The following is a 20,834-nucleotide window of genomic DNA, read 5'->3' on the forward strand; positions in this document are numbered from 1 at the left end:
CCGGTCAGGTTCTTTTCATTATGTATGCCTTTAAACTTGCAGTCCCCCGCTCACATTCAATACTTCTCCTGTAATATAGGATGCGTATTCTGATGCTAAAAAGGCAGCTGCGTTCGCAATATCTTCTGGCGTTCCGATTCTACCAACTGGAATTGCCCCGACCATCTTTTCTTTCACTTTATCTGGTATCGTTTTTGTCATATCTGTATCCATAAATCCTGGACAAATCGCATTACACGTAATACCGAAACTTCCAACTTCTTTCGCTGCCGTTTTCGTTAAACCTACAACGCCTGCCTTCGTAGCCGCATAGTTTGCTTGACCTATGTTTCCTTCTCTACTAATTGAAGATATGTTAATAATGCGTCCATACCCTTGTTGTCTCATGTAAAGGAGAGCTGGTTGCATACAATAAAAAACACCAGTTAAGTTTACTTGCATTACTTGTTCCCAAGCAGATTTCTCCATTTTATGTAACATTGCATCTCTTGTAATTCCAGCATTATTCACTAAAATATGTAATGTTCCGAATTTTTGAACCGCATATTCAATTAATGACTTCGCTTCATTTTGATTACTCACATCACATCGATATAGGCTCACTTCATATCCTTCATCCGATAACTCCCGTGTCGTTTTTTGTAACTTCTCTTCATTTACATCACTAATTAATACTTTCGCCCCTAGTTTTGCATAAACCCTTGCAATCTCTTTTCCAATTCCCTGTGCAGCTCCTGTTACAACAGCTGTTTTCCCATTTAAAAACTCCATCCCTATCCCCCATTTCTATTACTTATACTGTATATTTCGGCTTTTTACTTTCCAATTCCTCTTTGTATAAAAAAGTCTATTTGTGTCAAACTAACTTTGCAACGTCGCATAAAGTGAAACTTTAATCAGTGGTTTTTTCTCCATCCCCCACTGATTATTAGTTGAACCAATCCGACTTTTATGGGCGGCCCGACCCCCACCTAACTTCTTTGCTTTCGCTGAATTTTGAGGTGGGGGTCTTACTGCCCATTAAAGCGGGATAAAGTGTAAGGAGATTGTGTCGAATGAACAAAAAAAATTTCAAACAAAACAAAGCTACTGATGGCATTGATGTTGAGTTCTCTCGTGAACTCGCTGATCACGATGACTTAGAAGCGAACGCACGTGCAAATGCCGCTGATGCACGTCAAAAACGCCAGTCTACAAAAAAATAAGGAAAGCACAACCTTATTCTTTTCAACAGGGACCTACTACCCAACAAAATAAACCGAGAGACATCTCTCGGTTTATTTTCGATATTTTTTTTTATAATGTGCCAAAGTAAGTAGCGGATAAATTTGGGCATAGCTATGATAACGAATATAAAACCCACCTGGTAAACCTGTTCCAGTAGGATATTTTTCATTCACATAAGGATTCGCAAGCAAATATGAAATGCCTTTTCGAATAGTTGGTGTTTCTTTATCATAGTAAGAAATGAGAGCATCTAACGCCCATGCTGTTTGAGATGGTGTACTAAATGGTAGAGTAACGAATCTTTTCTCCACACTACTTTGGCATGATTCTCCCCACCCACCATCTTCATGCTGTATATGTTCAAGCCATAAAGCTGCTCGTTTCAATGATGGATTGCTAGATGAAATTCCGAGTGACCGTAAACCAGTCATAACAGCCCACGTACCATATATATAACAAATCCCCCATTTCCCATACCAGGATCCATTTTTCTCTTGTACATCCATTAACCAATTTATCGCACTTTGTTTTTGTTTCTCAGGTAATTCATTTTGCGTATATGTCCCGAAAAGTTCTAACACTCTCCCTGTAATATCTGGTGTAGAAGGATCTGTAATCATGTCGCTTGCGTTTTCGATTGGTAAATTTGCTAATAATTTGCTCGTTACGCCTTTTTCAAACGCTCCCCAGCCACCATCATTATTTTGTAATCCTTTAATCCAATTGACCCCTTTCTTCCATGCATTTTCTATATTTTCGTTTCCTCTACTTCTTGCCAACGCTCTTAGCACAGCTGTTGTATCATCGATATCTGGAATTGTCGTATTCACATCCGAAAAACCCCAACCGCCAGGAGTCAGCACGGGAGCATGTACGCTCCAATCAGCTTTTTTTGTATGCTGTTTTTTTAATAAATATGTTATTGTCTGTTGAATCATCTTGTTATCTCTCGGAACGTGTGCCTCTTGTAACGCATAGCTGAGTAAAGCCGTATCCCATACAGTTGAAGGAGAGTTTTGCAAATGATTCCCTCTTTCCATCTTCCATATATAAGATGTTATCCCCGTTATGGCCTTTTGAATCATTGATGATTGAAGAGAATGTCCTAATGCGAGTAAAGCATAAATCATATAAAACGAGGCAGTTGCGTAACTATATAACGTTCCATTTTCTTCAATACGCTCTTTCATAAAACGTTCAACTTCCTCATATCCTTTATGATGTAACGAAAGAGGATACGATATAATTTGCTTTACATCACTTAATAATGTTTGAAACAACGGAGACCGATCCTCCCGAAACCATTCTCCGCCCCCGCCGGAAATGTGATTTAAATTTGGCAATAACTTTTTCCTTACTTGAAATCTTTTATTTAAACAAAGCATCATCGGAATTAAATGAATACGTGCTGAGCTACTCAATTCAAATATACTGAGAGGGGAATCATTTTGGAGAAACATGATTGGTGTTGGCAAATGAAAGAGTGAAGGATATTCATACTCTCCATGAATTGCTAACAAAAACTTCGTCATAAAATGAGCACGCGCTACGCCTCCACGTTCCTTAATAAACATTTCGGCCCGCCTCATATTCGCATCTTCTTTTGTATATTTTTTCGATGCTAGCAGGGCCGCATAAGATTGAATTGTAGCAGATAAATTACCACCTACTTCATCTTCATACAATTTCCATGTTCCTTCATTTGTTTGGAGTGATGCTAACCTTTTTACAAACGGTTCTATCTCTTTATCTCTACCTAATAATTTTAATAAAAAAATCATATGGCAATCTGTTAATGGTGCCCCTTCAAAACAAAACCGCCACGTTCCATCTCGCTGTTGCATCGTTTGAAGGGCCGTTGTTCGCCTCGCTATTTCTTCATGCACTTTTTCATATAATAACAACTTACTCACCCACCCTTTTGAAATCCGTATAACGATATTCAAAAAGGGAGCTGAATATGTATGAAAACAAAGAAAAGCAGAACATATAAAATGTTCTGCTCATAAACAATATCCCACTCCGACAATTATCCCTACTAAAGCACCAACTACTACTTCATACGGTGTATGTCCAACAAGTTCATTTAATTTCTTATACTCTGTTTGTCTACCGTGAAAAAACTCATTCAAAATTTTTGCTTGTTTACTTACCGCAAGCCTTACTCCTGAGGCGTCATACATAACAATAATGGCAAAAATAGCAGCAATCGCAAACATGGAACTTTCCACGCCTTCCACAACGCCAACACCTGTCGCGAGTGCTGTAACAGTTGAAGCATGAGAACTTGGCATCCCACCTGAAGCGAAAAACTTTGCAAAATCAAATTCACCCGTTTTAACCAATTTAAAGACTACTTTCGTTAATTGTGCTAAAAACCATGAAATTACAGCGGCCATAAGCGGATCATTATGTAAAATTGTTTCCACGTTCTCAGCTCCCTACTAGCTATAATGGAAATCCTATATAGTATCAGTATAAAGAAAAATGCGTAGAAAATACTACGCATTATGATACTTTTGCTGATTTATTTTTTATAAATTTCGGTTGTTTCTGCACTAAGAACTTTGTTTTCGCTACCGAGAATACAAATAATGCAACCCATATACAGAAAAATGCAATCATATGAGTAGAGGTGAAATGTTCACCAAATACGAATACACCTAAAATTAAACTAATCGTTGGCGCAATATATTGTAAAAATCCGACCATATAAAGTGGAATAAGTTGCGCTCCTTTCGCAAAATAAAAAAGTGGTAAAGCAGTAACAATGCCCGCTCCTATTAATAGTAACGTCGATACCATGGAAATAGATCCAAATGAACCGAAGCCATGTGCTCCAGTCATAATAAGATAAATAATTGCAAACGGCGTCACTAACATCGTTTCCATCGTAAGCCCAATTGTTGCATCATAGTTTAACAATTTTTTCGTTAATCCGTATAATCCAAATGAAAAGGCTAGTGATAAAGAAACCCACGGTATAGATCCGAAACGTACCGTTAAAATAATAACTCCTACTCCAGCTAAACCAACTGCAACATATTGCCAAAAGTTTAACTTTTCCTTTAGAACGACTGTACCAAGTAAAATACTAATAAGCGGATTAATATAATACCCAAGACTAGCTTCAATGACATGATTATGATTCACGGCCCATATGTAAACAAACCAGTTTCCACTAATCAAAACCGAAGCTATTGTTAATGACATTAATAATTTAGGTCGTTTAAAAAGATTCACAAACTCCCCAATAAACTGGCGAAACCTTTTCGTAACACCTATTACTAGTAACATAAAAACGAACGCCCAAACGATGCGGTGTGCTAATATTTCATCTGCAGGAACTTCCTCAACCCATTTCCAATAGATTGGTAGGATTCCCCACATCGTATAAGCACCAGCCGCATATATAATCCCTTTTTTTTGCTGTGCTGATTGACTCCCCATCTTCCTTTTTCTCCTCTTCTCATTTTTCTCCATTATACGGTCCCGCGTGCTCACTTTACCAATAATCAATCTGCAATTCTTTCGACATTTCTCATACAACAAAAAGTAAACATACCGTTATAACGACAAGTAACGGTATACCGAAAACAAATTTCTTTTTATGAGTTTTATGGTGAAACATATACATACCGATCCAAGCACCAACTGCTCCTCCAGCTGCCGCTGATAAAAACAACGTACTTTCTGGCGTTCTCCACTGCTTTTTCTTCGCTTTTCGTTTATCAAGCCCCATAAGGCTAAAAGCTATAACATTAATAATAATAAAATAAATCCATTTCATCGCTTTCTCTCCCTATGAAAAATTCGCTTAATGGTAACATGAAAAAACGACGGAAACAACTGAAGAACACTTTTTATTAATTAGTTATCTTCATATTTGTATAGCCAATTAAACAGAAAGATGTTATGAGCAGAACCTTATATTTCATTCCCTTCACCCACTACCATATCATTGAAAAAACTTCTCTCAATCTCTTTTTCATCAAAATGAAGAACTACGATTAACCCTACATATAAAGAAACGAAATTTAGAAACCATTCGCCATTATCATCTTTGTTAGCTAAACATTTAAATATCTCTTGAAATTGCATACGCTCATCTGTAGCAACAAACGGTCGCACGCCAAAGTATTTCAATACGAGATTCAGCTTCAGTTGCACGGATAATGATAATATATATTTTAATAACTTTGTATAATAAACAACATTTTTTTGGCTATATAACGTCACAAGTTTTTGATGTAAACGAGAAATCGATAATTCCTTTTCAGTCACTTGTGTTGCTTCTATTGTTTCAACCATCTTTCTCATATCCATTACATTTACCCCTCCTGAAAAAACAAAGCAAAAAATATTTATTTTATAATCAGCAATAATTGAGTATTTCTCGTCTCTCTTTCTTCTTCACTAACTAAGTCATACTTTTTTAAAAGATGAAAGATATCGTTTAATATTTCCTGCGAATGATTACGTTGCAAAAATCCCTCCAATCCTGTAAAAATCCCTTCCGGTAAAAAATTCTTCTGACTTTCCAGCTTATTCATTACATCTTCCATAGTATGATCGATATTACAAGCCATAAAAAATCCCTCCTTTATCCTTTATAAATAATATCCTCTGCTAACGATGTAAACACTTCTCCCACAAGAGAGTCTTCATCATATACAGATGAACCGTTGTTTTCTTCTCGTTTTGCAAAAGGTATTTGCGCGATCACTTCTGTTTGCAATTGTTCTGCAAGCATTTCGCCTCCACCTTTTCCGAAGAGATAATTTTTCGATCCAACTTGTTCTTCATAATAAGCCATATTTTCCACAATACCTAAAATTTCGTGTTTCGTATGTTTTGCCATAACACCTACTCTAGATGCTACGAATGAAGCTACATTGTGTGGTGTTGTAACGATAATTTCTTGCGCCTGCGGGATCATTGCAGCAACATCAATAGCAACATCCCCTGTACCAGGTGGTAAATCAAGAAGTAAATAATCTAATTCTCCCCAGTGCGTATTCGCTAGGAAATTTTGAATCCATTTATTTAACATCGGCCCGCGCCACATAACCGGGTTATTTCCTTCCGTAAAAAATCCCATCGACATAATTTTAACACCGTGACTAACGACTGGAATTGCCGTTTGATCAATCATCGTTGGCTTTTGATTCGTTTCCATCATAGCTGGAATGCTAAAACCATATATATCTGCATCTAATATCCCCACTTTTTTGCCCATACGAGCTAAAGCAGTTGCAAGATTAATTGTCACTGTTGATTTTCCAACTCCACCTTTTCCGCTCGTTACAGTAATAAATCGTACCCCTGAATCAAGGCGAAGCATGCTTGGCATACCAGTTTCTGTTCTACTATTTTTCTTTAACTTTTCTGTTAGCGCAGCTCGCTCTTCTTGTGTCATAGAACCGAATGTCACATCTACTTTAGATGCACCAATTGCATGCAGAGACTCTTCCACATCTTGTTGAATTTTTGCTTTTAACGGACAACCTTGAATCGTTAACACTACTTCCAGTTTAACCTTTGTTCCATTTATTTGTATATCTCTAACCATATTTAATTCTACAATACTTTTGTGTAGCTCCGGATCCTCTACATGTTTTAACGCGTTCATTATTTGTTCTTGAGTAATCATTGAACTCATCCCTTCTCGTGTTCGAATTTATATACAACATCTTCTTAGCGCTTCATCTCGTGAAAAAGCTTATTACCCTCCGCTAACAGGCGGAATGAATGCGACTATATCTCCAGCTTTTATCATCCCTTCATTCGTTACAAACTCTTCATTAACTGCTACCATTACAGTATCTAACGACTGCAAATGATAGCTTTCTTTCAACCATTCTTTTAATTGCACTACTGTCATTTCTTGTTTTTCTAAAATGACTAATTGATCCAATCCGACTTCCTCACGCAAATTTGCGAACAATAAAATTGTAATCATTTTCTCATTCTTCCTTCTTCGGTTTTCCTTCTGGATATGCCGTATTTTCAAGTTGATCCCCAATCCACATCGTTCCATCTTCCCAAAATTCTTTTTTCCAAATTGGGACGATTCTCTTTATACGTTCAATCGCGTATTCATTGGCTTCATAAGCTACTTTCCGATGCGGTGATGAAACTGCAATAACGACCGCGATATCCATAATTTCTAGCCGCCCTACACGGTGCGTAATTGCTACTTTTGCATCCGGCCACTTTTCATTTATTTCTTCACCAATTCTCGTAAGTTGTTTTACTGCCATCGGTTTATATGCTTCATACTCTAACTGTAGCGTTCGTTTTCCTTTTGTTAATTCTCTTACCGTACCAATAAATGTTGTAATTGCACCTGCTTCTCTTCTTGCGACTTTATTCGTTACTCCTTCAACTACAATCGGTATATCTACAATTTCAAATAGTACTTGTCCCATTAGAAACACCCCTCACTTTATAAAATGTTCCAGGCCATTCACTACCTTCGTTATCTTCCAGCAAGAGAACGTCTACGAACATATCTTTTTTATAACCTCTCGTACCACCGGGAAGTACAATAAATATATTTGTCTCTGCTAATGAAGAAACCGAACTAGATTTATCGAACCCTGACGGATAAGCGATTAATTGTCCTTCCTTATATGTCAGTTTTGCTCGTACAAATCTCGTAAATGGATTTGGTTTCAGAAAATCTTCTCCTAATAACGCTTTTTCTCTTTTTGCATGTGCTTTTTCACTAAACATATATGTCCGAATACAAGGTCTTACAAACAATTCAAATCCTACGTAACAAGCAGATGGATTTCCTGATAAACCAAATAATAACTTGCCATTTAATTGTGCTACAGTCGTAACACTCCCTGGTCGCATTGCAACTTTATTGAAAAGAACAGATGCACCTAATTTTTCATATATAGCTGGCAAATAATCGTAATCTCCTACTGATACACCACCTGTTGTAATGAGCATATCTACTTGGCTTAACACTTCTTTAACAACTGTAAAACATGTAGGAAAATCATCGCTAAACTTCCCAAAACATTTCACTCTCCCGCCCGCTCTTCGAATTTGAGACGATATCATATACGTATTACTATTTCGGATTTTCCCTGGCTGTAATGAGTCATTTACATCCAGTAATTCACTACCGGTCGCTAATAATCCAATTACAGGCTTTCTCGCCACTGGTACTTCACTATAACCGAATGTGGCAAGAAGAGCTGAAATACCTGGATGAATGTATGATCCTTTCTTTGCAAGAACCGTTCCTTTACGAGCATCTTCACCTTGAAAAGAAATATTGTCGCCTTTTTTGAACGATCGCTTCACTTCCATATAATTGTTGCCATCCTTCTCATATTGACGAGTCAACTCTAACATAACAACCGCATCACACCCATTCGGAATTTGGGCTCCTGTCATAATTCGAACTGCTTGAAACGGACCTATTTTCTCATGGAATAGTGACCCCGCACCAATTTCACCAATTACTTCAAACACAATTGGCGTTTCATAACTTGCTACATTCGTATCTTCTGCCCTAATAGCAAATCCGTCATACGGTGAACGATTGAATGAAGGTACATCATGGTCAGCTACTAAATCCTCTGCTAATATACGCCCGTAAGCTAATTCAATAGGTAGTAGCTCCTTTAATCCCTCATTAGCAAATTCCATTACTTTACGAACAGCTTCTTCAACCGTAATTGGCACTCTTCTTTCCATTGTTGACAACCCTTTCTATTAACCGAATACGCGATAATATAATTGTTTCGCTTTCGATATATCATTTGTACCATGAATGAAAACACGACCATCCTGAAAAATAACGACGCGGTAATCATCTAGTTGGCAAGATAGTAAATATGGATTCCGCTCTACTCTCCCTAGTTTTTTTAGTACTTTTTCTATATCATCAAAATCGTACTTCCTATTTTCTACCGGCCTAATTTGAACTGTATTTCTTCCGCATAAAACAGCTACCTTCGTTTGGTTTCCGTATGATAAATAAGGATAAGTGCGATTCAAACCGCACGAAGGGCAATCGTCTGTTTTAATTTTCCCTAGTTTTATAAAATGGTTTTGATTACTCCATACATCAAACATGAAAAATGTTTTTCTAATTGCTGAAAAATCCTCTACTAAAATTTTGATTGCTTCCGCCACTTGATAGGCTGCAACGATTTGAACAGTCGGGCTAATAATTCCATCGGTATCACACGTCACACCTGTAACTGGAACGTTCTTCAGCACACAATGTAAACACGGTGTCCCTTGCGGAATAATTGTATAACTCATACCGTACGATCCAACGCAAGAACCATATACCCAAGGAATATTATGTTTTTGTGATAAGTCATTGATTACAAATCGAATATCAAAATTATCTGTTGCATCAATTATTACATCTACATTTTTTAATAGCTCTTCCATATTTTCTGCAACTGCATCCATTACGAAAGCATGTATTTGTACTTCCGAATTAATTTGTTCTAGCCGGTTTTTAGCAGCAATTGCTTTCGGCATTTTCTCTCTCGCGTCTTGTTCAGAGTACAATTGTTGCCTTTGTAAATTACTCCATTCAACGTAGTCACGATCGATAATCGTCAACTTGCCAATACCTGCACGTACGAAACATTCAGCACTCGCACTTCCTAATGCGCCTGCTCCTACAATTAATACATGTTTATTACGGATTTTTTCTTGTCCTTTACTCCCAATTGGTTTGAACAACTGTTGTCGTGAATACCGCTCAGCCATTACATACCCTTCCTCTCACGAACTCTATTTCATATTAGAATGTTGTTTTTGATAACAAGCAAAGTAAGCAAATCCAACAAATCCAGCTCCTCCAATTACATTTCCAATAAAGACAGGAACAAAATTTCTAGCAAGGTCCATCCATGTCAGATGACCTGCAAAAATAACTGCCGAGATGACAAACATATTTGCTACCACTTGCTGAAATCCAATGACTACAAATGCCATGATCGGGATCCAAATTCCGATTATTTTTCCGATAAAATCACTCGTCCCATAAGCGAGCCAAAGCGCCAAACAAACGAGCCAATTACAACCAATTGCTAAAATTAAAGTTCTTCCAAACGATTCATGTAATTTCCCTTCTGCTATCGCTACCGTTTTATTTAAATAATCTCCCTCTGTTAATCCACCGAGATGACCGAAACAATACGCAACAAAAATAGCTCCCACAAAATTCATGAAAGTAATCCAAATCCAGTTATTTAGTACACTTACCAATGTAATTTTCTTTGCATATAGCGCCATAGACAGTGACATCATATTTCCAGTAATTAATTCTCCTCCTGCTAATACGACGAGCATTAATCCAACAGGAAAAACCGCTCCTCCTAAAACATTGACTAAACTACCCCAGCGTTCAGGTAAATTACCTAAAACGCGAATGTTAAGTAAAAAACCAAACGAAATAAACGCTCCTCCTAAAAAACCGAGAATAAGCATTGCTGGCAACGTCTGACTTACTTTTTGAACACCGGCCTCAATTACGAGTTCAGCAATTTGTTCCGGCTTATGAAATGCCATTACTAATTCCTCCATTTTCTCCAAATAAAAAAGCAGCTTCAAAAAACCTCCTCAAAAAAAGGTTTTTGAATGCTGCTTAATTTCTCTGCACATCTTTTACAGAGATATCAATCATCACTTTTACTATAAAATAGAAAATCTACAAACATTGCACATTTTCCATTTTGTATATACTTCATCATAGTATCACTTTTACATATCAGCCACCAATATGTGACATTTCAATTTTAGGTACTCTTTTCTTACTTGTATGACTTAAACGTTCATCTGAATAACGATCTTCTCGGTTGTTCCAGATATCACGTACGATATCTGTTATTTCCTCGTCTGTGTAACCAGATCGAAGTAATTCTCTCAAGTCATTTCCTTTAGAAGCAAACAAACAAGTATATAATTTCCCTTCTGCAGAAATACGTGCTCTCGTACATGAGGAACAGAAGGAATCGGTTACTGATGAAATGATACCTATTTCCTCTTCACTTCCAATATAACGATAGCGAGTTGCAACCTCACCTGCATAATTCGCTTCTATCCGTTCTAATGGCATAACTTGATGAATGGCATCTACTATTTCTTGTTTAGATACGACCTCTTTTAACTCCCAACCGTTATAATTTCCAACGTCCATATACTCAATAAATCGAAGAATATGTTTATTTGCCTTAAAGTATCGCGCCATCTGTAAGATGTCCTGTTCATTTTTCCCCTTTTGAACGACCATGTTTATTTTAATTTTCATACCAACTTCAGCTGCAGCCTGTATTCCTTCTAGTACCCTTTGTACCTTGCTTCTATTGCCGTTCAAATAGAAAAAACGCTCTTCTTCTAAAGAATCCAAACTAACTGTCACACGTGATAAACCCGCCTTATATAAATCAGGAGCAAACTTTTTCAGTAACGATCCATTGGTTGTTAAGCCGATATCCTCCACACCATCCACTTTATTAAGGCGCTCAATAAGCTGCGGAAGACCTCTTCGCAGTAACGGTTCTCCGCCCGTAATTCGTAACTTTCTTACACCTAAAGAAACAAAAATACGTGTTATCCTTTCAATCTCATCAAAAGATAAAATTTTATCATTAGACAAAAACGAATAATCAGGACCAAATATTTCTTCCGGCATACAATAACGGCAGCGAAAATTACAGCGATCAGTAACAGAAATACGTAAATCCTTTAAAGGACGTTGTAGTTTGTCTAATGTGACAGATTTCATATTTATTGCCTCGCTTTTACTTATTTTATATTTAAAACACGCTCTGGATGCGTATATACGTTTAAGGATTGATTCCGAATAAATCCTATCGTAGTAATACCTAATTCTTCTGCTAGCTGCAAAGCCAACTCAGTTGGAGCTGATTTTGAAAGTATAATTTCACAACCAATCTTTGCAACTTTCAATAATATTTCCGAAGAAATACGACCACTAAAAACAATGATCTTATCGCTTATAGAAATATTATTTTTTAAGCAATAACCGTAAATTTTATCTAACGCATTATGTCTACCGATATCCATTCGGCTTAAAATAACGCCATTCACATCACACAAAGATGCATTATGAACGCCACCTGTATGATGAAATGTCTCTGCAGATTGCTGCATTTCTTTCATTAACCGAAAACAGTCTTCTGCAGCAACCTGCACATGGACACCATTCATTTTTTTCGCGCTTAGTGCATCATTTGCAAAAACAAAACCTTGTCTACTCATACCACAACACGACGTAATATAACGTTTATTTTGCATTTGTTCGTAATACGGATTCAATTTTGCCGCCGTGACATGTACAAATCCTTCTTTCTCTTGTACCCATATTTCATCAATATCTTCATATTTCCGAATGATTCCTTCAGATGCTAAAAAGCCTATTACCATATCTTCTATATATTCTGGAGTACTAACCATTGTAACAAACTCCTGTCCGTTCATTTTAATCGTGACTGGAAACTCTGTTACAATGCTGTCCTCTATACGTTTAAACGCCCCTTGTTCATAACGAAAGATTTCTCTTTCTACCTGTATCGGTTTCACGATCAGTATCCTTCTCTCACGTTATATTTTTATCAAAAACAAATACCGAAACTGCAATATCTTCTTCTACTTTCATATCTGAAAACAAATTCACTAATTTCGCTCCAACAAGTTCCTCCAAATGTTCACGAGAATTTGCAGCATATACTTCTTGAATCATTTTCGTTCTAGCCATATGAACCATTTCCGCACCGTCCATCGTACTTGAAATGAATTTTTCAGTAGGTGTTAAGTTTCCGTAAAGAGTCGCAATCGCCATATTTTCAGCAAAAACAGTATGAATTCGTTCTGGCCCTTTTCCGAAAAGTTCCTTTCGAAGTTTTCGTATCATATCATTAAATTCATGTACTTTTTTTGACATACAATTATACCTCCAAAAAGCCTCATTTTACTTTATTATATATTTTACCAAAATGAGCCTTCCGCCCAAACTATTTCGTACAAATATTTGGGCGGAAAGGTTCACTTCATGAAGTTTATTCGCCTTTTAACCCTTTCCCCATACCTTTTAAGAAATGAAGCCCAAACCCGATAGCACGGTTAATATCTGGGTCTTTCAATACTTTCATAAGATCGAATACCCCTACTTTTTTATTACTTTCTAGATGTTCATTACCTTCTTCTAGCCCGACTAATAAACTACCTATAAGCTTTTTCGTAAGTTCTGGGTCAAGTTCAGTTAACGCACCTGCAGCGCCCATCATATTATTAATTAAATTTGTAACAGGCTCACGAGTTACTTGACCTAGAACAATTTTCGCAATTGGTTCTTTCGCTTTTAGCATTGAATTTGCAGCTTCTAGCATTCCAATGTCATTTAATTCCCCTACTATATTAAACATCTGATTTAGAGCTTCTTCATTATTAGTTAGAAGCTCTTTTAAATCATCTAACTTTTGCTGTTTTATTTCTTCCTCAGTTAATTCTTGTTTTTGAATCATTTTTATAGGTGCAGCCATAGTTTTCTCCTCCTACTTATCCGTTAAATGCACATACCCTGGACGTGCCCACTTACGATGTACCTCAATTCCAGCTTGAGGGTGACGTTTTTTATTACGTGGGTTCGCTTTTGGCATCGGATTTTCGCCATCAACTTCTAATACTTCCATACGTACTTTCGTTTGTTTATACGCAGGTGTATTCGTACGTACATCCACAGCAGGACCTGTTAAGAAATTAATTGCCGTTTCGTTATCTGTAGAGTTCATCGGTAAGTATAACTCATTCGCTTTTACACGATCTGTAACGAGTGCACGTAATTTCAATGCTCCAAAAGGAGAGACAAGACGAACTAACGAACCTGTTTTTACGCCACGTTCTTTTGCAAGGTCTGGAGAGATTTCAACGAAAACACCAGGTACTTTCGTTTGAATACCTGTTGATTTATTTGTCATATTCCCTTCATGGAAATGCTCAAGCATACGACCGTTGTTAATGTGAAGGTCAAACTCAGCTGGAAATTCAGCTGGACGTACCCAGTCAGCAATCGCAAAACGAGCTTTTTTATCTGGGAAGTTAAATCCGTCTTGGAACAGAAGTGGTGTATTCGTTCCATCAAAACTTCCCCAATGGAAACTGTTCCATCCTTCAAGCACTTCATAGTTCGCTTGCGAGAACAATGGTGATAAACTTGCCATCTCAGCAAAGATTTCACTTGGGTGGCTATAATTCCAGTTTGCACCTAGTTTATTCGCAACTTCCTGGACGATCCACCAGTCTGGTTTCGCATCTCCTAGCGTAGGAAGAACTTGATATAATCTTTGGACACGGCGCTCTGTATTTGTGAACGTACCTTCTTTCTCAAGAGATGGCGCTGCTGGTAATACAACATCTGCATATTGAGCAGTTTTAGAAAGGAAAACATCTTGCACAACGAAGAAATCAAGGCTCGATAACACTTGATGTACATGATTTGCATTAGAATCTACAAGAGCCATATCTTCTCCGACAAGATACATTGCTTTCATTTTTCCTTCGTCAATTGCGTGTAGCATTTCAATATTATTAAGACCTGGTTCACTATCAATTTTCACTCCGTAAGCAGTTTCAAATTTCGCACGTTCCATTTCGTTCGTAACGTGCTGATATCCTGGAAGCCATCCTGGTAAAGTACCCATATCACAAGCACCTTGTACGTTATTGTGACCTCGAAGTGGGTATGCACCTGCTCCTGGACGACGATAGTTCCCTGTTGCAAGAAGTAAGTTTGAAATTGCAGCGGAAGTATCAGAACCACCTGTATTTTGCGTTACCCCCATACCCCAAAGGATACATGTACCATCTGCATCACGAATCATTTCAGCCATTTGAATAAGTGTTTCTTTTGAAATACCTGTTACTTCTTCTGCATATTCAAGTGTATATTCTTCTAGGCTTTCTTTGAAATCTTCAAAGAAGTTTACATTCTCATTAATAAATTCCTGATCGTGCCAGCCTTGATCAATCATATATTTTGTAACAGCCATTAACCATACTTGATCTGTTCCTTGTTTTGGACTAATAAAGACGTCTGAACGCTCTGCCATTTCTGTTTTACGAAGATCAGCCACAATTAATTTTTGTCCGTGTAATTTATGTGCACGTTTTATACGTGTAGCTAACACAGGATGACCTTCTGTCGGATTACAACCTACAATAATAACAAGACCGGATTGTGCGATATCTTTAATCGTTCCAGCATCTCCGCCCATACCAATTGTACGGAATAATCCGTCTGTCGCTGGCGATTGACAATAACGTGAGCAGTTATCAATATTATTCGTTTCAAATACTTGTCGAGCTAATTTTTGAATCACATAATTGTCTTCATTCGTAATTTTTGATGAAGAAATAAAACCGATAGCATCCTTACCGTACTCTTCTTTAATCGATCCTAATTTACTTGCAACTACATGTAATGCTTCTTCCCATGTAGATTCAACAAACGTTCCATTTTTACGAATTAATGGTTTCGTAATTCTTTCTTTAGAATTTACGAAATCCCAACCGAATTTCCCTTTTACACAAGTAGAAATCGCATTAACCGGCGCATCAGAAGAAGGTTGTACTTTAAGAATTTTACGCCCTTTCGTCCACACTTCAAATGAACAACCTACACCACAAAATGTACATACTGTTTTCGTTTTCTTCGTACGAGTATCACGCATGGCCGCTTCCACTTCTGATACCGCAAAAATACCGCTATATCCAGGCTCAACCTCTTTAATTAAATCTACCATCGGTTCAAGAATATCTGGTTTTAACCCTGTCATAAATCCAGCTTCACCGAGCATCGTTTTTTCCATTAAAGCGTTACAAGGGCAAATCGTTACACATTGACCACAGCTCACGCAGGAAGAATCATTAATATTTACTCCTTCATCCCAAATAACTCGTGGGCGTTCTGCTTCCCAGTCTATTGATAACGTTTCATTTACTTGTAAGTTTTGACACACCTCGACGCATTGACCACATGCAATACATTGATTCGGGTCATAGCGATAAAACGGATGCGTCATATCAACTTCACTTACATCTACTTTCGGTTCATAAGGATATTTTTGATGTTCGATTTCCATTAATTCTGCTGTATTATGCAGTTTACAGTTCCCATTGTTGTTGTCACATACTGTACAGTATAGTAAATGATTTTCTAGTAACCGATCCATCGCCTCTGTTTGTGCTTCTTTTGCACGGGCAGAATTACGTTCAATATTCATACCGTCTGTCACTACTGCCGAACAAGAGCGCATTAACTTTCCGTCAACTTCTACAATACAAGTGTCACATGTTTGAATAGGATCTACTTCTGGCACGTAACAAATTTGCGGATGTTCAATCCCGTTCTCATTAATCACACCCAATATCGTTGAACCGGGCTCCGCTGTATACTTTTTTCCGTCAATTGTAATATGAACCATGTTGTTATTCATGGTCTTTCCCCCTTTTTGAGAATAAAAAAACTCCACCACGAAAATATACGCACCACATTTCGGCACGTTATTATCATGGTGGAGTAGTTTATTAGCACATCTTGCTAAAATACCAATCCATTTATTCATAAATAAAACGATAGATTCATAACAGGTCATATCACGATTCCATCTTTAACACTATAATTATAGCGTTAAAGTTAAAAATATACAATATAAAATTTAAACTACGCATATGTCCGCATGGAACTATCCATAATAACCCATATAATACATAACAAGGAGTAAGCAAACAAATGGGGTCTTTTAATAAATGGATACGTGGTGAAAAATCTTTTTCTGCACAAAAGCAAGCTGCTCACCTATTAAATAAATCTATCTCTTCTTCTCTTTCCCTTAATCTAAAGCACTTGTCCAAGCTGTTTAGTGGTATTCCAGAATTAATTACACGAACCTTTCCGTTAAAAAACGGAAAAGAAGCTGCCCTTATATATATGGAAGGACTTGTAGACAAAACTGTTATTAACATTGATATTCTTCGCCCACTCCTATTTAAAGAGTGGAATGAAGATAATTTTTGGGAATCTTCCGTTACAATTGGAAATGTAAAAAAAGTTCAGCAATGGTCAGACATTGAACAGTCCCTTTTACATGGTAAAAGCATTTTATTTATAAACGGACAGCTTACAGCGTTAGAACTTGATACACAAGCGGCGCCAAAAAGAAGTATTGAAGAGCCTACAACAGAAACTTCCATAAAAAGCTCTCACGAAGGATTTAATGAGGTCGCGAGTGACAGTCTTGCACTTATTCGTAGATATATCCCAAATCGCGAATTGAAGGTGAAGGAATTCACTGTTGGTGAACGAGCTACTTCAAAAGTTTTTTTGCTTTATTTAGCAGACATTGCAAACGAAGATGTCGTACAAGAAATGGCATGCCGCATCAAATCAATCAAAGTAGATGCCATTCTTACTACTGGAGAATTAGAAGGGTTTGTTGAAGATAATTCCTATACTCTCTTTCCGCAATTATCTATCACCGAACGCCCTGACACAACGGCCCATCACATTTTGAACGGGCGAATCGCTATTGTTGTGGATCGCTCACCAGGCGTATTAATTGGACCTATGACCTTTTCATCTTTTTTTCAAACAATAGATGATTACAGCTTTAGACCAATCATTCCATCTTTCATACGATTACTTCGTTTCACCGGATTATTTATTGCAATATTTGCTCCAGCTCTTTATATTGCTATGATTTCCTTCCATTATGAAGTGATTCCACTTAAATTATTGTTAACAATTGGAGAATCTCGAGCAAAAATTCCTTTCCCGCCTATATTAGAAGCACTTTTGATGGAATTAGTACTTGAAATGCTACGAGAAGCTGCAGTTCGACTTCCAGGTCCCGTCGGACAAACAATTGGCGTCGTAGGAGGGATTGTCATTGGACAAGCTGCAGTTCAAGCAGGAATCGTAAGTAATGTTATGGTTATTGTCGTATCTATTACCGCAGTCGCTTCTTTTATTATCCCCAACCTAGAAATGTCAGCAGGAGTTCGAATTCTTCGCTTTCCAATGATGATAATCGCTTCTTTATTTGGAGTCATTGGAATTATGGTTGGGATGGCAGTCATCATCATCCATATTCTTTCTATGGAATCACTTGGTGTTCCTTACGGTAGTCCTTTTTCTCCGTCATTTGCGTCGGATTTAAAAGATATTCTTGTACGTTTACCATGGAAACTGATGAAGAAACGACCACTATCCCTTAACTTAAAACAAGAAAATCGACAACCGGATATAGAAGAAAAGGAGGAAGATGAGTGACAAAGCGTGCAAAGAGGGAGATTAGTTTATTTCAATACATTTTAACGATTAGTGGTGTTCAAGTAGGATTCGGTGTACTTACACTGCCACGTGAAGTAGCACAAGGGGCGAATACAGATGGCTGGATGTCTATTATTATAGGATGCGCTATCACTACTTTAGTCAGTCTATGTATTGTAAAAATCATGGAAAAACATCCCGGTTATCATTTACTTGATCTGCTAACTCGTTATCTTGGGAAATGGTTAGGAAGAGTAGGAATGATTTTTTGGATTTTATATGCTGTTCTTGCAGCTGTTTCCTTAATTTTTTCCCTCTTATACGTTATTCACATTTGGATTTTGCCTAGATCCCCGATGTTTTTAATTATGATGTTACTATCTATTCCAATGGTTATGCTCGCATGTAAAGGTGTTCTTATTATTAGTCGCTATGCTGTTTTTACTGTCTTATTTACACTCTGGATGCCATTACTATTATTTATCCCACTTAAAGATGGGCATTGGGTCTATCTTCTTCCTCTCCTTAAAGAGGGATGGATACCAGTTTTCAACACAGTAAAAACAACTATTATTGCCTTTCTCGGATTTGAGTTTGCATTCGTCCTTTATCCTTATCTCAGTAATAAATCATCTGCAAAAAAAGGGATCGTTATTGCAAATATGATCACTTTATTCGTTTACCTGCAAGTTACGTTCGTTTCTTTCCTTTATTTTAGCCCAGATGGTATAACTAAGTTTTTATGGCCTACCCTTTCTCTCGTTACACCGTTTCACTTTTCTTTTCTGGAACGATTTGAAATTATCTTTTTGTCATTTTATCTCTTTATCATTTTTGATTCTTGTATTCCTTATATTTTTACTGCTTCAGATGGAATCAATCAATTACTTAACAAAAAAGGGAGTTCATTACCTATTTGGTTTTTATTATTCGGTTGTACTTTCATTCTGTTCTTTTATATCCCTTCCTCTTATCAAATAAGTGCGTTGCGAGAATTTTGGGGAACTGCAAGTTATTTTATCGTTTTTCTATTCCCGGTCGTATTTCTGTTATACATGACACTTTATCAGCATTGGAAAAGGAGAAAAATTTAAATGAGACGCTTTATTCCTTTCATTATATTTTGCTTTCTCATAACATTTTTAACAGGCTGTGGAGATCGACTCGACTTAGAAAAACAATCGATTTCATTAATTTATGGTTTTGATGCAAAAGCAAAAGGAAAATTAATGGTGTACCACGTAAACCCTATTTTTAATGAAGATGTAGAAAAAAAGTTCGAAACTCATGAAGCAATAGTACATACACCTCGAGAAGCAAAAGCAACGTTTAATAGCTCAAGTAGCGGTTTAGTATCTACAGAAAAGTTACAACTCATTTTATTTAGCACGAAGTTTTTAAAACAAGAAGGAGCTATGCCTTACCTTGATGTTTGGTATCGCGACCCTAAAAACACAGGAAATATGCGTATGGTTGCAGTTGATGGTCCAATTTCTTCCGTTATATATAATAACTTTAAAGATAAGCCTGCACTTCCTGAATATTTAACGGATTTAATTAATACGAACAAACTATACAATCGAACCGCGTTTACGACATTCCATGAATTTCATAGGCAAACGTTTAATAAAGGTATAACACCTGCTATCTCAGAAATAAAAAAAGGCAAAAAAGATGTGATCGTTACTGGCTCTGCACTATTAACTTCTCGCGGAATCTACAAGATGTCTTTAAATCGATATGAAAGCGCCCTTCTTCTTATGTTGCAAAAGAAAGCGAATATACCCGTTTCACTTACACTGAAAATCCCTTCTCACTCAGTTGAAAGTAATAGTCATCTAAAAGATACCGACGGCGACGATTTCGTAACAATAAATGTTCTTAGCATCAATCGTGATATCCATACAGATTATAAAGATAACCACTTCAAATTTAATATTGCAATGGATTTTAAAGTTTCCGTATCTGAACTTACATTCAACATGGATATAGACAAAGATAGAAAGAAATTAACTTCACTTATTACAAAACAACTAAACAAAGACTTGAACGATTTAATCCATAAAATTCAAAAACAACAACTCGATCCATTCGGATTTGGTGATTATGCAAGAGCGTTTCAATATAAGAGGTGGAAAACAGTTGAAGATGATTGGCCAAGTGCCTTTTCAAAAGCTAATGTGAAAGTAACTCCTACTATTAAAATTTTAGAAAATGGGATTATTAAATAGCAAAAACACGCTACTTGTTCTTATAAGTAGCGTGTTTT

At 37.0% G+C, this 20,834-nt stretch carries 22 protein-coding genes; 4 read left to right on the top strand and 18 right to left on the bottom strand.

Annotated features, from left to right (window positions below; genetic code table 11):
• Positions 1-30: 30 nt before the first annotated feature.
• Entirely contained in the window at positions 31-771 is a 741-nt protein-coding gene (gene fabG / locus ACZ76X_RS05025; protein WP_479849763.1) for a 3-oxoacyl-ACP reductase FabG, read from the bottom strand.
• A 284-nt stretch (positions 772-1,055) separates the two neighbouring features.
• On the opposite strand from fabG, the gene ACZ76X_RS05030 reads away from it, so the two are divergent.
• Positions 1,056-1,205: a YfhD family protein gene (locus ACZ76X_RS05030; RefSeq protein WP_479849764.1), complete on the top strand. Its 150-nt coding sequence runs from the start codon at positions 1,056-1,058 to the stop codon at positions 1,203-1,205.
• A 72-nt stretch (positions 1,206-1,277) separates the two neighbouring features.
• Here ACZ76X_RS05030 and ACZ76X_RS05035 read toward each other — a convergent pair whose 3' ends face one another.
• The 17 genes from ACZ76X_RS05035 to fdhF form a co-directional block, all read right to left on the bottom strand.
• Complete coding sequence (locus ACZ76X_RS05035) at positions 1,278-3,131, bottom strand: terpene cyclase/mutase family protein (RefSeq protein ID WP_479849765.1); 1,854 nt, start codon at positions 3,129-3,131, stop codon at positions 1,278-1,280.
• Positions 3,132-3,230: 99 nt separating this feature from the next.
• Positions 3,231-3,656, bottom strand: coding sequence for a divergent PAP2 family protein (locus ACZ76X_RS05040; RefSeq protein WP_048527641.1), 426 nt, complete (start codon positions 3,654-3,656; stop codon positions 3,231-3,233).
• A gap of 79 nt (positions 3,657-3,735) precedes the next feature.
• Positions 3,736-4,677, bottom strand: a complete 942-nt coding sequence (rarD, locus tag ACZ76X_RS05045; protein WP_479849766.1) for an EamA family transporter RarD — start codon at positions 4,675-4,677, stop codon at positions 3,736-3,738.
• A gap of 91 nt (positions 4,678-4,768) precedes the next feature.
• Complete coding sequence (locus ACZ76X_RS05050; RefSeq protein ID WP_000871327.1) at positions 4,769-5,017, bottom strand: DUF1294 domain-containing protein; 249 nt, start codon at positions 5,015-5,017, stop codon at positions 4,769-4,771.
• A gap of 137 nt (positions 5,018-5,154) precedes the next feature.
• Positions 5,155-5,553, bottom strand: a complete 399-nt coding sequence (locus ACZ76X_RS05055) for a hypothetical protein (RefSeq protein WP_479849767.1) — start codon at positions 5,551-5,553, stop codon at positions 5,155-5,157.
• A gap of 38 nt (positions 5,554-5,591) precedes the next feature.
• Positions 5,592-5,816, bottom strand: a complete 225-nt coding sequence (locus ACZ76X_RS05060; protein WP_479849768.1) for a hypothetical protein — start codon at positions 5,814-5,816, stop codon at positions 5,592-5,594.
• Positions 5,817-5,830: 14 nt separating this feature from the next.
• The gene (locus ACZ76X_RS05065) at positions 5,831-6,880 is read right to left on the bottom strand and encodes a P-loop NTPase (protein WP_479849769.1); all 1,050 of its coding nucleotides are present in this window, start codon (positions 6,878-6,880) and stop codon (positions 5,831-5,833) included.
• A gap of 72 nt (positions 6,881-6,952) precedes the next feature.
• Entirely contained in the window at positions 6,953-7,189 is a 237-nt protein-coding gene (moaD, locus tag ACZ76X_RS05070) for a molybdopterin converting factor subunit 1 (RefSeq protein WP_479849770.1), read from the bottom strand.
• A gap of 4 nt (positions 7,190-7,193) precedes the next feature.
• Positions 7,194-7,658 carry a molybdopterin synthase catalytic subunit MoaE gene (gene moaE, locus ACZ76X_RS05075; RefSeq protein ID WP_479849771.1) on the bottom strand — a complete coding sequence of 155 codons (465 nt, stop codon included), beginning with the start codon at positions 7,656-7,658 and terminating at the stop codon, positions 7,194-7,196.
• Complete coding sequence (gene moeA, locus ACZ76X_RS05080) at positions 7,639-8,946, bottom strand: molybdopterin molybdotransferase MoeA (RefSeq protein WP_479849772.1); 1,308 nt, start codon at positions 8,944-8,946, stop codon at positions 7,639-7,641. Before moeA ends, moaE begins: the two co-directional genes overlap by 20 nt.
• Before the next feature lie 18 nt (positions 8,947-8,964).
• Positions 8,965-9,981: a molybdopterin-synthase adenylyltransferase MoeB gene (locus tag ACZ76X_RS05085; RefSeq protein ID WP_479849773.1), complete on the bottom strand. Its 1,017-nt coding sequence runs from the start codon at positions 9,979-9,981 to the stop codon at positions 8,965-8,967.
• A gap of 24 nt (positions 9,982-10,005) precedes the next feature.
• The gene (locus ACZ76X_RS05090; protein WP_479849774.1) at positions 10,006-10,785 is read right to left on the bottom strand and encodes a formate channel; all 780 of its coding nucleotides are present in this window, start codon (positions 10,783-10,785) and stop codon (positions 10,006-10,008) included.
• 199 nt (positions 10,786-10,984) lie between these two features.
• Positions 10,985-12,001 carry a GTP 3',8-cyclase MoaA gene (gene moaA, locus ACZ76X_RS05095; protein WP_479849775.1) on the bottom strand — a complete coding sequence of 339 codons (1,017 nt, stop codon included), beginning with the start codon at positions 11,999-12,001 and terminating at the stop codon, positions 10,985-10,987.
• 20 nt (positions 12,002-12,021) lie between these two features.
• Positions 12,022-12,819 carry a formate dehydrogenase accessory sulfurtransferase FdhD gene (gene fdhD / locus ACZ76X_RS05100; RefSeq protein ID WP_479849776.1) on the bottom strand — a complete coding sequence of 266 codons (798 nt, stop codon included), beginning with the start codon at positions 12,817-12,819 and terminating at the stop codon, positions 12,022-12,024.
• Positions 12,820-12,835: 16 nt separating this feature from the next.
• Positions 12,836-13,180, bottom strand: a complete 345-nt coding sequence (locus ACZ76X_RS05105) for a Na-translocating system protein MpsC family protein (protein ID WP_000039582.1) — start codon at positions 13,178-13,180, stop codon at positions 12,836-12,838.
• Between the two features lie 115 nt (positions 13,181-13,295).
• A complete protein-coding gene (locus ACZ76X_RS05110) occupies positions 13,296-13,778 on the bottom strand; it encodes a helical membrane plugin domain-containing protein (RefSeq protein WP_000729898.1) in 483 nt (160 codons plus the stop codon).
• Positions 13,779-13,790: 12 nt separating this feature from the next.
• A complete protein-coding gene (gene fdhF, locus ACZ76X_RS05115; protein ID WP_479849777.1) occupies positions 13,791-16,730 on the bottom strand; it encodes a formate dehydrogenase subunit alpha in 2,940 nt (979 codons plus the stop codon).
• A 296-nt stretch (positions 16,731-17,026) separates the two neighbouring features.
• On the opposite strand from fdhF, the gene ACZ76X_RS05120 reads away from it, so the two are divergent.
• Genes ACZ76X_RS05120 through ACZ76X_RS05130 form a run of 3 tightly spaced genes read left to right on the top strand, consistent with a single transcriptional unit; the run spans position 17,027 to position 20,796 of the window.
• Positions 17,027-18,565: a spore germination protein gene (locus ACZ76X_RS05120; protein ID WP_479849778.1), complete on the top strand. Its 1,539-nt coding sequence runs from the start codon at positions 17,027-17,029 to the stop codon at positions 18,563-18,565.
• Positions 18,562-19,659 (top strand): endospore germination permease, encoded by a 1,098-nt coding sequence (locus tag ACZ76X_RS05125; protein ID WP_479849779.1) that lies wholly within the window; start codon positions 18,562-18,564, stop codon positions 19,657-19,659. Before ACZ76X_RS05120 ends, ACZ76X_RS05125 begins: the two co-directional genes overlap by 4 nt.
• Positions 19,660-20,796: a Ger(x)C family spore germination protein gene (locus ACZ76X_RS05130; protein WP_479849780.1), complete on the top strand. Its 1,137-nt coding sequence runs from the start codon at positions 19,660-19,662 to the stop codon at positions 20,794-20,796.
• The last annotated feature ends 38 nt before the right edge of the window (positions 20,797-20,834 follow it).

The sequence above is a fragment of the Bacillus sp. BC05(2025) genome, from assembly GCF_056725905.1.

Coding starts and splice junctions, on each gene's coding strand:
- fabG (WP_479849763.1), bottom strand. CDS start 771: ATGGAGTTTTTAAATGGGAAAACAGCTGTTGTAACAGGAGCTGCACAG.
- ACZ76X_RS05030 (WP_479849764.1), top strand. CDS start 1,056: ATGAACAAAAAAAATTTCAAACAAAACAAAGCTACTGATGGCATTGAT.
- rarD (WP_479849766.1), bottom strand. CDS start 4,677: ATGGGGAGTCAATCAGCACAGCAAAAAAAAGGGATTATATATGCGGCT.
- ACZ76X_RS05050 (WP_000871327.1), bottom strand. CDS start 5,017: ATGAAATGGATTTATTTTATTATTATTAATGTTATAGCTTTTAGCCTT.
- ACZ76X_RS05055 (WP_479849767.1), bottom strand. CDS start 5,553: ATGGATATGAGAAAGATGGTTGAAACAATAGAAGCAACACAAGTGACT.
- ACZ76X_RS05060 (WP_479849768.1), bottom strand. CDS start 5,816: ATGGCTTGTAATATCGATCATACTATGGAAGATGTAATGAATAAGCTG.
- ACZ76X_RS05065 (WP_479849769.1), bottom strand. CDS start 6,880: ATGATTACTCAAGAACAAATAATGAACGCGTTAAAACATGTAGAGGAT.
- moaD (WP_479849770.1), bottom strand. CDS start 7,189: ATGATTACAATTTTATTGTTCGCAAATTTGCGTGAGGAAGTCGGATTG.
- moaE (WP_479849771.1), bottom strand. CDS start 7,658: ATGGGACAAGTACTATTTGAAATTGTAGATATACCGATTGTAGTTGAA.
- moeA (WP_479849772.1), bottom strand. CDS start 8,946: ATGGAAAGAAGAGTGCCAATTACGGTTGAAGAAGCTGTTCGTAAAGTA.
- ACZ76X_RS05085 (WP_479849773.1), bottom strand. CDS start 9,981: ATGGCTGAGCGGTATTCACGACAACAGTTGTTCAAACCAATTGGGAGT.
- ACZ76X_RS05090 (WP_479849774.1), bottom strand. CDS start 10,785: ATGGCATTTCATAAGCCGGAACAAATTGCTGAACTCGTAATTGAGGCC.
- moaA (WP_479849775.1), bottom strand. CDS start 12,001: ATGAAATCTGTCACATTAGACAAACTACAACGTCCTTTAAAGGATTTA.
- ACZ76X_RS05105 (WP_000039582.1), bottom strand. CDS start 13,180: ATGTCAAAAAAAGTACATGAATTTAATGATATGATACGAAAACTTCGA.
- ACZ76X_RS05110 (WP_000729898.1), bottom strand. CDS start 13,778: ATGGCTGCACCTATAAAAATGATTCAAAAACAAGAATTAACTGAGGAA.
- fdhF (WP_479849777.1), bottom strand. CDS start 16,730: ATGAATAACAACATGGTTCATATTACAATTGACGGAAAAAAGTATACA.
- ACZ76X_RS05120 (WP_479849778.1), top strand. CDS start 17,027: ATGGGGTCTTTTAATAAATGGATACGTGGTGAAAAATCTTTTTCTGCA.
- ACZ76X_RS05130 (WP_479849780.1), top strand. CDS start 19,660: ATGAGACGCTTTATTCCTTTCATTATATTTTGCTTTCTCATAACATTT.